This is a genomic window from Leptolyngbya sp. FACHB-541 (genome assembly GCF_014695875.1).
Classification (GTDB): Bacteria; Cyanobacteriota; Cyanobacteriia; order Elainellales; family Elainellaceae; genus JAAUTN01.
The window spans coordinates 14,728-27,462 of record NZ_JACJPC010000027.1 but is presented as its reverse complement, the minus strand read 5'-3'; the positions used below and the strand labels follow the sequence as shown (position 1 = coordinate 27,462).

Genomic DNA, 12,735 nt, shown 5'->3' with positions numbered 1-12,735 from the left:
GTCGCTCACTGCAAACTTAGTTCAGTCAACCAGGGTAAATCCGTTACGCCCGGATCGTGCCCTATTTGAGAGAGCAAAGTTGTGAGTTGACCGCGATGGTGCGTTTGATGGTTGAACAGGTGCGTTACCAGGGTCCAGGTCGGCAAAGTTCGGGTTCTGCCGTCTACGTTGCTGGTGTATTCAAAGGGTTGGGCAAGCCATTCGGCTGAAAGTGTTTTAGCCCATGCCAAAATTTCCTGGTCAACCTGCTCGCGTTCCTGGCGGAGTTGCTCAAAATCAGAATACAGTTCTCCTCCAATCCTTCGGGATGAAAAGGGTTTTCCGGTAAATCGCTTCATCCAGGTGCGATCGCCATCCAGCAAATGATTCAACGTGCCGTGAATTGACTTGAAGAAAGCACCCCGATCCTGCTTCCGCTCCTTATCAGGAATCTCCGCACAAATCGCGTAGAGCTTCTGATTCATCCAGTGGTTGTATTGGGCCATGAGTTGGCAGTAGGACGGATTGATCATTCAGCCTGCCTCCAAATCTTAATCGTCTCATCCGAGCTGCCGCTGACCAAAAATTCTCCATCTGAGCTAAAGGCAAGGGCGTTAACTCCCCAAGCGTGGCGGAGAGTGGAAAGGCGATCGCCCGTTTCTGCATCCCACAGGTGAATTGTGCGGTCTTCACTGCCACTGGCAAAAAGCTGTCCATTGGGATGAAAGGTAAGGCAGTTGACTGAGTCAGTGTGGGCTGCAAGGGTGCGAAAGGGTTCTTCTGGATTTAAGTCCCAAATTTTGACATTGCGATCGCTGCTGCCGCTGACCATCGTGCGCCAACCCGAACATACAGCGATCGCATTCACCCGATCGTTGTGTGCGAGTAGAGTATTGTTGAGCTGATCGTGCTGCAAATCCCACAGACGAATCGTTTTGTCGTAGCTGCTGCTGACAAGGGTTTGCCCATCGGGACTGATCACAAGGGAAGTGATGCGATCGCGATGTTTGTCTAGCGTGGCAATGAGTTCCTGGTCGGGCAGGTGCCATAGATGAATTTTGCCATCTCCGCTGCCGCTGGCGAGAAACTGTCCGTCTGGTGTAAGGGCGATCGCTCCCACAATCCAGCTTGGGCTGTCGAGAGTAACGCTAGCTCGTCTATCACGCAAATTCCACAAAATTAGGCTGCTGTCGTCGCTGCCGCTGATCAGGGTTTGTCCATCAAGGCTAAAGACTAGGCTGTTGATGCGGTCGGTGTGTCCGGTGCGAAACCAGAGCGATCGCCCCAGGGTTTGCTCTAAATCTCCAGTGAACAAATTCCACAGCCGAATTGTTTTGTCGGTGCTGCTGCTAGCAAGGGTCTGCCCATCGGGACTGATGGCGATCGCCGTCACACCTCCCGGAAACCCCAAAAGCGTTTGCACGCATTGCCAGTTTGCTAACTGGCGATTGGTCGTTTGACTATTTTGAGTAGATTGTCTGCTGCGAGATTGCTTGCCAGGTTCACCTAATTCCTGCCCTAGCTCAATTGATAGCGGAGGACGTGCCCAGGCTAAAGACGATTCAGTTACTCTATTTGGAGCTTGCTTCACGGCAGCTATTGAGCGACTCGTCTTCACAGCACCTAGCTTTGCGCTTAAATCTTGTAACACTTCTGTAGAGGTCTGATAGCGCTGACTGGTTGCCCGCTGCAACAATTTATCTAAAATCCTCTCCAACTCTGCACTGACAGGCTCTACCAAATACTGATGCCAGATCCAGTCATCTTCACTGACCGAATAAAGGTCAAACGGATGCATTGCTGTCAGCAAATGCACACAGGTAACGCCCAAACTGTAAAGATCGCTGGCAAATTCTGCCCTACCGATCGCCTGCTCTGGCGCGACAAAACCTGCACTGCCGATCACGGTTCCAGTTTGGTCCAGAGCGGTCCCGGTCGCGTACTTTGAAGCTCCAAAATCTACCAGGACAAGGCGATCGCCCGTTTTAGGACGAATGATATTCTCAGGCTTAATGTCGCGGTGAATCACCTGGTAGCTGTGAATGAAGCGCAGGACGGGCAGCAAATCATCTAGCAGTTCGCGAATTTCGGTTTCGCTAAATGGACCTTCCTCTGCCAGCACTTCAGCCAGATTTTGCCCGTCAATGAATTCTTGCACCAGGTATTGGCCGTCTGATTGCTCGAAATGCGCCAATAGTCTGGGAATTTGAGGGTGTCGCCCTAATTCTGCCAGTCGCTCTGCTTCCTGACGAAAAAGCTCTGCCGCTTTCTGCAAATTTCTACCTGCATTAGTCGGCAAAAACTGCTTAATCACACAGCAAGGCTGATTTGAAACCGACTCATCAATAGCTAGAAACGTTCTGCCAAAGCCACCTTGCCCAATTAGCCGAATTGCTCTGTAGCGTTCAGCTAGTCGCAACCTCGACCCACAAGTTTGACAGAAATTAGCACTATCAGGATTTTTAGGCTGCTGACAAACTGGGTTAAGGCAATAGCTCATACGCTTTAGAGACAGGCAGTAGTTCTATGGTAAGCCTGCCTTGGCGAATCGCTCCTGCTCAAGTTGGCACTAGTTCGCCTGGGCGTAGCCTTGCCCACTTGCCTGCTTCTTCCTTAAAACTGAGGCAACCCACAACGTCCCATTCCATTTCAATCTCATCGCCGTGATTGCGAATGTTGACGTTGATGGTGGGTTCTGTTGCCTCAAATGTAGGAAATTCCGTCAGATGGGGTTGCTGATGCTGCCCTTCGACCGCATGGTAAGTTGTGCAGCGATCGACGTAGTGGCAGTTTACGCAAATACACATCTTAATTTCCTCCGTGCAATCCGCGAGTAAGCGATATTTGATGTTGGCTAGCGAAGCCAGTCAGCATTAAACAAATACCTTTTTGCAAAAGACTATAGCGATGTCTAGCCTCTTTTCTGCTACTCTAGCTCAAGTTTTGCCAAAGCCATCACCGACCATCGAGTGATGTTGCAAAATGAAAGACAAGCGCCCAAGTTATTTTTTTGCCTGGATTAGGCTGTTGAACTGTACAAATTTGAACTTAGATTGTGACCCACCGCAGGAATGTCCTGCTGCTGCGTCAGTTTTGTTTCCCCAGACCTGGCCCTTTGGACGAGAGTGGCTACCCAGGGCAACCTATTTAGTGGGGGGAAATGTTCGAGATGCCCTGCTCGGACGAAACGCCGAGTATTTAGATTTAGATTTTGTACTGCCAGAAAGGGCAGTCGAAACGGCACGGGCGATCGCCAATCACTACAAGGCTGGATTTGTCTTGCTTGATGCAGAACGGCAAATTGCGCGGGTCGTATTTGACATGGCGACGGTCGACTTTGCTCAGCAGGTCGGTCACAGCTTAGAAACTGACCTGCAACGGCGCGACTTTACAGTAAATGCGATCGCCTACCATCCGCACACCGAGGAACTGCTTGACCCGCTGCAAGGCTACGGTGACTTGCAGCAGCGACTCATTCGCATGATCGCTCCCGAAAATTTAAAGGAAGATCCACTGAGACTGCTGCGGGCTTACCGTCAGGCGGCTCAACTTGATTTTACGCTGGAGCCAGAAACCCAAACGACGATTCAAAAGCTAGCAGGATTGCTAGAGGAAATTGCCGCAGAAAGAGTCCAGGCAGAACTGAGCTATCTGTTAAGCACACCTAAAGGGACGCCGTTTTTGAAGATGGCGTGGCAGGACGGTTTACTGCAATATTGGCTGCCTCATGCGACTGTAAAAGGGTTAACGCAAATTGAGAAAATTGATCAGGCGGCAATCGCCCTCAGCAATGCCTGTCCCTCTCTGGGTTTAGAGCTATTGGGCTGGGTCCGCGACCAGCAAAAATTTTCTGGCGCTGGACGGAGCTGGCTCAAGGTGGCAAAGCTGACTCGTCTAATTGGGACACTAGAAACTGCTGAACCAGAACTGTGGCGCTTAAAATACAGCCGCACGGAAGTCCAGGCAGTTTTGATGGCACTTAAATTTCTGCCCCAGATGCCATCTCTGGTTTTGCCCACGACATCTTTGCGAGAACAGTATTTTTTCTTTCAGCAAGTTGGAGCAATCTTTCCGGCGCTGGTGGTGTTAGCTGTTGCAATGGATATCTCAATCGAGGCGATTGCTCCTTTGATTGAGCGATTTCTTGATCCCCGTGATCCCGTTGCCCATCCCACTCCACTACTCACGGGTCGTGACCTGATGTCCAAGTTGAAATTGCCTCCTGGTCCGCAAATTGGTCAACTTCTAGAAGCACTTCAAATTGCTCAAGCGGAAGGCAAAATTTCTACACCAGAAGAGGCATTGCAATTTGCCCAGGTGTTAGCCGATGCTGCTAAGCTTCAGTCCTAAACGCTCAAGCAAAATTATTAGTGTCCTGAGATTGTGTTAGAGTTAACTTCTTGCAAACCGTTTGGGGTGAAATCCCTCAGATAGTTGATCACTTTCTCGAAATCAGCCACCTGTTGGTATGGCTGATACTCTTGTGTGAGTTCCCTACTTCGGGAGGTTCAGCTAATGGTTTTACTATTTGTTCATTGCTCTAAAGAGGTCAAGAATGGCTAAGCGCCGTAACCAAAAGAAAGAAAAAGCGCTTCGTAATCAGGCATACGCTCGCAAATTCCGTAAGCGTACCAACACGGGTCGGTTTGGTAGAAGACGGTATGGTGGTGGCAACATGGCTCAAGATTCAGATGAGTCTGAGCAAGATTCCAGCAGAGACAACAGTGAAGGGGCTGCGGATAGTCTCTAGCGCTGTAGCAAAGTTTTTAGCAGATAGCCCCTGGATTAGAGTGCAGCAGTTTGCCCAAGTGCAACGTCCTTACTCTTTTTGGGCAACAAACTAAACTTTTCAAACCTCTTCTTAACAAAAGCCTAAATTTTTGGCGAAAGTAAACTTCTGCCAAAAATTTAGGCTTTTGTTTTGTTTACTACTGCCTGAATCGGGGTATGTACCTTCTCCTCTTTGCTTAAGTAATCTCCACTTGTATAAACCACAAATTCTTGTAGGAGCAGTTCGCGAACTGCCCGTACACTAAGGCTTACATCCGCAGATGCCTGCAAGCAGCCCACGCTATAAAAGCAGGTTGATGGGCGGCATAGATCGCCGCTCTAGCTGCTGGTTGATGGCGATCGCTGCCTCCCTACCCGAACGGAGGGCATTTTCAGTTTGCCTGCCGCCACACCAATCACCACTACACACGAGGGGTAACGGTGCATTGGTTTCCAAATATTGGTCAGCTAAAGGCTGACTGGCAAAAGCATAGCGCCACCGATGCACCTGCAAAGTTTCGGGCGTATTCAGCCAGGGCAATCCCAGTTTGGCTGCTTGCTCCAGCAAATGCTGTCCTGCTGGCTGTAAGTCTGTGGTGGCTAGATGACGTTGAGCAAATTCAGGGCTGCTCTGTGCGACTATAACGGGTTGGCGATCGCCAGGGCGTTTGCTGCTCTCTATGCTCAGCCAAGTTAAGTCTGAATCTTTAGGGAAAGTAATTGCTTCTGCGAAGTTTGCAAGGTCTTGCTGACAACCGGTAGGGTAGGTGGCGATCGCACTCAAGCACGGCTCAAACTCAACCGAACGCAGCTTCTTTAAGAAATTGGTGGGTACTACTGAACTCAGGGGTTCGATCAACGCCAACGCCTGTGGTGCAGGGATCGCTACAACCAGGGCTCTGGCTCGAAAGTTAGGGATTGGTTCACCCGCCGTCGGTTCTAGCTGAAGTTCCCACTCATCAGTAGCAGGAGCGATCGCTATGACCCGTTGCCCTCGCAAAATTTCCAAATCTGTCGCCAAAAACTTAGCTACAGATGTGATCCCCGTCGATGCTGCATATCGTAAGGAAGGGGACGTCGGACGTAAAGTCTCAGCTTCTAACTGATAAGGGGTTTTGAGCCAGGGATGTAGAATTTGGCGATCGCTCAAAATCTGGATCAACTGCTGCGACAGTTCACCCTGGTCTTCTAAATACCGGACTCCGTGATCGGCACAGGTGTCCTGCAACCGTCGTGTTGCAACCCGTCCACCTAAGCCACGCGATTTTTCGATGACGACAACCTGATATTCCACTTGCTGGAGCTGTCGGGCGCAAATTAACCCTGCCAGTCCTGCCCCAATTACCGCTATGTCAACCATGAGCAATCCTGTTATGCCTGCAATTCAGTAGAATATGGGACAAGCAGGAAAATTGCGGGAAGAATTTGAGCAGGAAAAGCTCTACTGACGCTTTACTTACAATTAGGCTGGCAAACAATTAGGCTTGCAATAGTTAGGTTCGCAATAGGACGTAGAAGTTGTAAGCCGCAAAGAATCTTCCAAACATCTAGGCTTCGCACAAAGGGGAGGAATTTAAGGTGGATGAACTGAGAGCAGGGTTAGAGTTGGCAACAGAAGAAGAACTGCAAGTCTTAACTGAAATTCTGTTTCGCCGCAAGTTTAATCCACTCGATTACGTTTACACACCTGATCCGCTAGATGTGCAAAGCTGCGATCGCCAGATTTGGTTGGATGCATTAGAAGACAGATTCCGCTTTCTAGCTGCCGATGGCATGACTGTTTTGCGAGGTCAGACCAATCAAGTTAACTATCGACAGGTGCTCATTCAAGTCTGCCGCTACCTCAAAATTCCTTACGGGGAAAACTTTTCCACGATGGATTTGGAGGCAGAACTGTTTCTAGACCTGCTCAACCGAGCTTGGAAAAAACTGCCTGCTGCTGAGCAAAGGGTTCTGAGTGGGAAGATTCAGCGATCGCTCTCTCAATCGCAGCTTGCCAAACAACTTCCGGCTCCGATGCAGCAAGACCCGCTGGGTCTGTTGCTAAAAGGTGGTGGAGCACTTGCTGTTAGTTCAGTGATTCGTCCCTGGCTACTCCAGCATGTCGCTCGTCAGTTCGCACTTCATGCTGCAACCTATCATGTGGCAAAGCAGGCAATCGTCAAGGGCGGTGCAACGGTAGCTGCTCAAATTCAAAGTCAGGCTGCACTTCAGACGGCCTATCGAGGCATGGCTTTAAGTGCCGCCCGATACGGAACTGTTCGCAGCATTTTTGCACTCTTGGGACCAGCCATGTGGGCCTGGTTTTTTGCTGACTTGGGCTGGCGGACGATCGCCACTAACTACGGTCGTGTGATTCCAGTTGTTTTCACCCTGGCGCAAATTCGCCTGACCCGAACTGAGTGTTTTGAAATCGTGTTCTAAGGGTAGGGTTTAGAGCTTAAAAATTTTTGTTTAGGATATGCGTCCTACCGTTTCTAAGCAAACTGCTGAACCCAGTTAAAATAGTCGAGACCAGTAAGCGTATTGCAACGAGCAGCAGAGGGTTTTGTGTGACTCGCAGTGGAGCAACCCCAAACTCTAATAACCAGGAAACGCCAGAGCAAAGGCTGGCTAATAGCTACTATGGGTTGCTGGGGCTGCCTCCCTCAGCATCTGCTCAGCAAATTCGTCGGGCTTACCGCGAACTGAGTAAGCTTTATCATCCAGACACTACGACTCTGCCTGCGGCGGTGGCGATCGCCAAATTTCAGGAGTTGAACGAAGCCTATGCTACGCTAAGTAGCCCCGAACGGCGATTTGCTTACGACTTAAAGATTGGTTACTCTCGCGTATCCGTAATTCAATCCTCAACCGACCTCAGCCGTTCAGCTTCTCGGTCAAAAAGCTTTCGTTCCTCTGCGTATCTTGACCCTACTGATCGGCCCCTTTCCCCTGGTGAGGTGTTTGCTCTGTTTATCCTCGGTATTACTTTTGTCTGCTGTCTAATTCTTGTTGTGACTATTGGTCTGACTCGGGGTGAGATAGCTTTTCGACCGTTTAGCCAAGCCCAGATTCAGCAGGAAATTTCTCATCCCATACCTCAACTAGAGCAAACTGTAGATTTGCCCCAGGACAATTCGTCAGCTTCGTCTCTAGAAACTCCATCCGTGGATGATGAATTGATTCAAATGCAGCCTGCGATTGAATCGAATGCTTCCGACTCGGATTCTGTAGAATCAGGAGAAACTCCTTCTGTTCTGACCCCATCAAACCCAGATCAACCCGCTTCTGTTGATTTGACTTCTACATCAAACTTGGTTGATCCAAACTCTTTTGCAACTGCTCATGTATGACTCTGCTGCTATGACTCTTCCCTCGGCTGATACTCCCCTTTACAACCATCCCTTACCCGATATTGAACAATGGCTCATTTCTCAGGGATGCCATCAGGACAGTCTGGACATTCACTGTTGGCACATTGAACAGCTCAACTGGAAAGCAGAGCTTTGGCTGGATGTTGACTCCTTAAATGTACGCTACATCCGGGCTGGAGAAGATGGGCAAGACATTCAGCGCTCATTCAAGTACTCCCTCAGCCGCAGGGATTTGGATGAGGCAATTTTTACAGGTCCATGACCCCTCGAAACTGGATCTGTTGAAATAAATTGGCGCTCATCTAGAGTTTTGATTTGCTTCTAACCAAACTACCAAATCTGCTACATCTGAAAAGTCTAAGAGTGCTTCACTCAAACTTTCTAGCTGGTTAAGGGAAAGCAAGTGAATTTGCTGTCGAAGAGGAGAGGCGATCGCCCCGAACTTTTGAGTCAGTAAACGCAGAAGTATTTCCCTCTCCCCTTCCTGACGACCTTCTCCCTAAAAAATCGGCAAATTAACTCTTTATCGGAGCATAAACTAACTCTTTACTTTCCCAAAACGCCGATCGCGCTGTTGATAGGCACAGAGGGCACGATGAAACTCAGCGCGGTCAAAGTCGGGCCAGAGGGTTTCAGTAACGTAAAGCTCAGCGTATGCGACCTGCCAGAGTAAAAAGTTGCTGATTCGCATCTCGCCGCTAGTGCGAATTAATAAATCAGGGTCGCAAATGCCAGCTGTGTAAAGATGACGCTCAAATATAGCCTCATCAATCTGATCGGGTTGCAATAGCCCTTGCTGCACTTGGGTGGCGATCGCCCGACAAGCCTGAACAATTTCCTGCCTGCCGCCGTAATTAGTCGCTACTGTAAACTGAATACCCTGGTTTTTCTGGGTTTCTAGCATTGAACGTTCAATTTCAGCCTTAAGCGATCGCGGCAGTGCATCTAAATTGCCGACAAAGTGAATCTGCACATCCTCTGCCATCATTTCTCGCAGTTCCTGGCGCAGAACCCGCTCAAACAGCGTCATCAAGAAGTCAACTTCTTCTAACGGGCGACCCCAATTTTCTGTTGAAAAAGCATAGGCCGTCAGCGCTTTGACTCCCCAATCTTTGCAGCAACGCAGCAAATCTTTGAGGGTGTCTACTCCTCGGCGGTGTCCCATAATGCGAGGCAAACCTTGCCGCTTTGCCCAGCGACCATTGCCGTCCATAATTACAGCGACATGCCTGGGTAAGCGTTCCTGATCCAAATCAGCAGGCAGTTGCAAAAGGGTTGATTTGGCTGTCATTTTTTCTCCCGAGAAGCCGACGATGAAAGGCGAATTAAACGCAAAAACAATGCTTTTAGTTGGGTACTTAACTGACGACCCAGGCTCCGCAGTTGAGGGGCAACTGCTTCACGCTCTACAGATTGAGAGAAGCGATCCCGCAAAAGCTCTCTCAGTTTACTGCTGGTTAAGGGTCGGTTTAGAGTACCCCTTTCAGCTAAGGAAATTGACCCTGTTTCTTCGGATACAACAACGCACAGGCAATTTTCGACTCGTTCTGTAATTCCCATAGCGGCTCGGTGGCGAGTTCCAAGTTGGCGGGAGGCCGTCCGCTCAGAAATCGGCAAAATTACTCCCGCCGCTACAACGCGAGAGCCTCGAATTAGGACTGCTCCATCATGTAGCAAGGTGGTGGTTTGAAAAATGGTTTGCAGCAGTTCCTTAGAGACTTCTGCGTTGATGCGAACCCCTGGTACCGAAAAGTCTCGTTCGTCAATCGGGCGATTGGTTTCCAGAATCAGCAATGCACCCGTTCGATTTTGAGAAAGCTCTTTGACAGCATCCACAATTTCATCAATGACGCTATCAGGTTTAGGAATGGCTGCATGAGCGGGCTTAAATAGCTGTACGATTTCTCCCCGCCCAAGCTGTTCTAGAAAGCGCCGAAACTCAGCTTGCAGGATAAAGGCCATTGCTACAGCGGAGCCGATCACCAGTTTTTCCAGCACAAAACTGAGCAGTTTGAGATTAAGCGTACTGCTAAGTGCTGCTGCCAGCATAAGAACGATTAGTCCTCTTACCATCCATAGAGTCCGTCGTTCTCCAATGATGATTAGCACCATGTAGGTTAAAACCAGAACCAACCCAATGTCGATCGCGGAAAGCAAGGACTGAGTCCAGCTCAGGTTTTTCAGCCATTGCTCCAACAGAGATCCCATCTGATTGATCTAGTTATTCTTGCGTCGCGGGTTAGAAAGGGACTTGGGAAGGATGAAGGAAGGAACGCAAATGCAGTTCTGTTGTTGTTAGCAACGGAATAGGGGTGCTTCAGTTAATCAGAAGGTAGCCAGAAAACAGGTGGACTTTGCTTACCCTTCATCCTTATATCCTTCATCCTTTGTCCTTGGACATCAGTCTTTCTGGTATGCAATCTTGTCGAATCAAATCTTGGTAGGTTTCTCTCTGCAAGATTAAGCTAGCTTCTCCCTGGTTGACTAAAACTGCTGCTGGGCGAGGAACCCGATTGTAGTTAGAAGCCATGCTGTAATTGTAGGCTCCTGTGTTCATAACGACGAGGATATCTTCTGGCTGAGTTTTTGGCAGGTGAGCTTGCTTGATTACAATGTCGCCAGATTCACAGTGCTTTCCGGCGATCGCTACTGTCTCCGTACAGTCTGCCGACATTCGGTTAGCAACAACTGCCCGGTACACCGACTGATACGTGATCGGTCGAGGATTGTCAGACATGCCGCCATCTACACTAACGTAAGTTCGTACACCTGGGATCACTTTTTGGCTACCGATTGTGTAAGCCGTGACACAGGCAGACCCAATCAGCGATCGCCCCGGTTCGGCAATCAGCTTCGGTAGAGGAACTTGTTGCGCCTCACAAGCCTTGACGACGCTTTCACAAATTACCCGCACCCATTCCTCAATGCTGGGTGGATCGTCTGACTCGGTGTAACGAATTCCTAAGCCACCACCAATATCCAACTCTCTGATAGGCAGTCCATGTTGTGAGGCTTTGCTAAGCCATTGCACCATGACACCTGCTAAGTCCTGGTGGGGCTGTAGCTCAAAAATTTGAGAGCCGATGTGAGCATGAAGCCCAATGCATTCCAGTCCTTCCTGCTGACTAATAAACTGAAAGACTGAATCTAGCTGGTCAGGATCAAAGCCAAACTTGCTGTCCAGGTGCCCGGTGCGAATATATTCGTGGGTGTGGCATTCAATTCCTGGAGTAAGGCGGAGCATGATCGGCAATGGAAGATTTTTGCCGTGCGTCAACTCTGCCAGTGTTTGTAGCTCAAACCAGTTGTCCACCACAATCGTGCAGCCAGAAGCGATCGCCAACTGCAACTCTTCTAACGATTTATTGTTGCCGTGTAGATAAAGTAGTTTGGGATCAACGCCAGCCTGTAGCGCTGTGTAGAGCTCGCCCCCCGAAACTATGTCGATGCCTAACCCTTCACTCGCGGCGATCGCACAAACTGCTAAACAGTTCCAGGCTTTTGAGGCGTAAATCACCAGCGACTCAGCCGGATAGTAGCGCTTGAAGGCATCGCGGTACTGACGGCAAGCCGTTCGCAACGTCTGCTCATCCAAAACGTAGAGTGGTGAACCAAATTGCCGAACTAGTGCAGGCACATCGCAGCCACCAATCTGCAAATGGTCTTGCGAATTAACTTGAGCAGTCAGCGGCAGCAAATACTGATTGGGCGAAGGCTGAGCAGTCGTGGGATGTGGTAAATACTGGCAACCAGAATTTGTCCCCACAGCGGGAGTCGATACCATTGCGTTTGCGATGTCCTTAAGAAAATTAGTAATTATTGCGTTCTATTACCTAGTGTACAATTGAGGGCTGTGCATCCTTAAGTCATTCCTTCAAGGTTTGTTTGAAATTCCTCAAAATAGCGTCTCTAACTTCAGACCAACTCGCCGCTGCCGTAGAGCTAGATCAGCTTGCTCTAGGAGGTCTGTGGACACTAGATGGTTATAAGCGAGAACTTGACAGCCCCAATAGTGATTTACTAGTACTAGAAAATTTGGGGGAAGAGGGGTTAGGGGCTAAAGGCGGGGGGCGGGGGCAAGAAGAGTCGGAAGCACAGGAGCAAAGATTGGAGACGGGGGGCTGGAATAGTCAACCTACTTCTCCTGAATCTTCTACTCTCCCTCTCTTAGGAATTGCCTGCCTTTGGGCAATTCTAGAAGAAGCGCATATTACTATCCTTGCAGTTCATCCTGGTTATCAGCGACAGGGGCTAGGGCAAATTTTACTCTGGGCACTGCTGCAGTCGGCTTGGAAACGGGGTTTAGAATGGGCAACTTTAGAAGTGCGGGTTTCTAATCAAGCGGCGATCGCCCTCTATCAAAAATTTGGCTTCAGCGAGGTGGGAAGACGACGACGCTACTATCAAGACACTGGGGAAGATGCCCTGATCCTCTGGCACAATGGCTTACAGCGTCCTGAGTTTCAGCAAACTCTAAAGATTTGGCAAAGTCAGATCTTGGATCGCTTATGCCAGTCCGGATGGAGTTTGCCCGTAACTGATGAAAGTTTATATCCAACCCGAAAGATCCCTTGACTTGGGAACACCTTCATGATGTGATTTCTTTTCGGGAAGTAAAATCGACATTCTC

Annotated in this window: 12 protein-coding genes and 2 pseudogenes; 6 read left to right on the top strand and 8 right to left on the bottom strand. The window is 49.3% G+C overall.

The annotated features are described in order from the left end of the window. Positions 1 to 5 precede the first annotated feature (5 nt). The 3 genes from H6G00_RS03600 to H6G00_RS03590 are packed head-to-tail and all read right to left on the bottom strand — an operon-like array spanning position 6 to position 2,786. Entirely contained in the window at positions 6 to 512 is a 507-nt protein-coding gene (locus H6G00_RS03600; protein WP_190795663.1) for a DinB family protein, read from the bottom strand. Beyond that, the gene (locus H6G00_RS03595; protein WP_190795662.1) at positions 509 to 2,479 is read right to left on the bottom strand and encodes a protein kinase; all 1,971 of its coding nucleotides are present in this window, start codon (positions 2,477 to 2,479) and stop codon (positions 509 to 511) included. Before H6G00_RS03595 ends, H6G00_RS03600 begins: the two co-directional genes overlap by 4 nt. A gap of 58 nt (positions 2,480 to 2,537) precedes the next feature. After that, a complete protein-coding gene (locus tag H6G00_RS03590) occupies positions 2,538 to 2,786 on the bottom strand; it encodes a Ycf34 family protein (RefSeq protein ID WP_190642178.1) in 249 nt (82 codons plus the stop codon). Positions 2,787 to 2,961: 175 nt separating this feature from the next. Between H6G00_RS03590 and H6G00_RS03585 the strand changes: the two genes are divergently transcribed. Next, a complete protein-coding gene (locus H6G00_RS03585; protein WP_190795661.1) occupies positions 2,962 to 4,329 on the top strand; it encodes a CCA tRNA nucleotidyltransferase in 1,368 nt (455 codons plus the stop codon). Between the two features lie 205 nt (positions 4,330 to 4,534). Further along, the gene (locus tag H6G00_RS03580) at positions 4,535 to 4,729 is read left to right on the top strand and encodes a hypothetical protein (protein ID WP_190642176.1); all 195 of its coding nucleotides are present in this window, start codon (positions 4,535 to 4,537) and stop codon (positions 4,727 to 4,729) included. A 321-nt stretch (positions 4,730 to 5,050) separates the two neighbouring features. Here H6G00_RS03580 and H6G00_RS03575 read toward each other — a convergent pair whose 3' ends face one another. Next, complete coding sequence (locus tag H6G00_RS03575) at positions 5,051 to 6,109, bottom strand: FAD-dependent oxidoreductase (RefSeq protein WP_190795660.1); 1,059 nt, start codon at positions 6,107 to 6,109, stop codon at positions 5,051 to 5,053. Positions 6,110 to 6,327: 218 nt separating this feature from the next. On the opposite strand from H6G00_RS03575, the gene H6G00_RS03570 reads away from it, so the two are divergent. The 3 genes and pseudogenes from H6G00_RS03570 to H6G00_RS03560 all read left to right on the top strand — a co-directional run bounded on the left by H6G00_RS03570 (position 6,328) and on the right by H6G00_RS03560 (position 8,367). Beyond that, positions 6,328 to 7,173, top strand: coding sequence for a hypothetical protein (locus tag H6G00_RS03570; RefSeq protein ID WP_190642174.1), 846 nt, complete (start codon positions 6,328 to 6,330; stop codon positions 7,171 to 7,173). Between the two features lie 185 nt (positions 7,174 to 7,358). Further along, a pseudogene (locus H6G00_RS36520) lies at positions 7,359 to 7,784 on the top strand (J domain-containing protein); the annotation flags it as partial. Between the two features lie 310 nt (positions 7,785 to 8,094). Continuing rightward, positions 8,095 to 8,367 (top strand): DUF3143 domain-containing protein, encoded by a 273-nt coding sequence (locus H6G00_RS03560; protein ID WP_190642173.1) that lies wholly within the window; start codon positions 8,095 to 8,097, stop codon positions 8,365 to 8,367. Positions 8,368 to 8,403: 36 nt separating this feature from the next. Here the strand turns inward: H6G00_RS03560 and H6G00_RS03555 are convergent. The 4 genes and pseudogenes from H6G00_RS03555 to lysA all read right to left on the bottom strand — a co-directional run. After that, positions 8,404 to 8,589 (bottom strand): annotated as a pseudogene (locus H6G00_RS03555) (DUF4351 domain-containing protein); the annotation flags it as partial. 54 nt (positions 8,590 to 8,643) lie between these two features. Continuing rightward, positions 8,644 to 9,396 (bottom strand): isoprenyl transferase, encoded by a 753-nt coding sequence (locus H6G00_RS03550; RefSeq protein ID WP_190642172.1) that lies wholly within the window; start codon positions 9,394 to 9,396, stop codon positions 8,644 to 8,646. After that, a complete protein-coding gene (cdaA, locus tag H6G00_RS03545) occupies positions 9,393 to 10,313 on the bottom strand; it encodes a diadenylate cyclase CdaA (RefSeq protein ID WP_190642171.1) in 921 nt (306 codons plus the stop codon). The genes H6G00_RS03550 and cdaA overlap by 4 nt, the downstream gene beginning before the upstream one ends. 172 nt (positions 10,314 to 10,485) lie before the next feature. Further along, a complete protein-coding gene (gene lysA, locus H6G00_RS03540) occupies positions 10,486 to 11,889 on the bottom strand; it encodes a diaminopimelate decarboxylase (protein WP_190795659.1) in 1,404 nt (467 codons plus the stop codon). A 101-nt stretch (positions 11,890 to 11,990) separates the two neighbouring features. Between lysA and rimI the strand changes: the two genes are divergently transcribed. Beyond that, positions 11,991 to 12,680: a ribosomal protein S18-alanine N-acetyltransferase gene (rimI, locus tag H6G00_RS03535; RefSeq protein ID WP_190795658.1), complete on the top strand. Its 690-nt coding sequence runs from the start codon at positions 11,991 to 11,993 to the stop codon at positions 12,678 to 12,680. Positions 12,681 to 12,735: the final 55 nt, after the last annotated feature.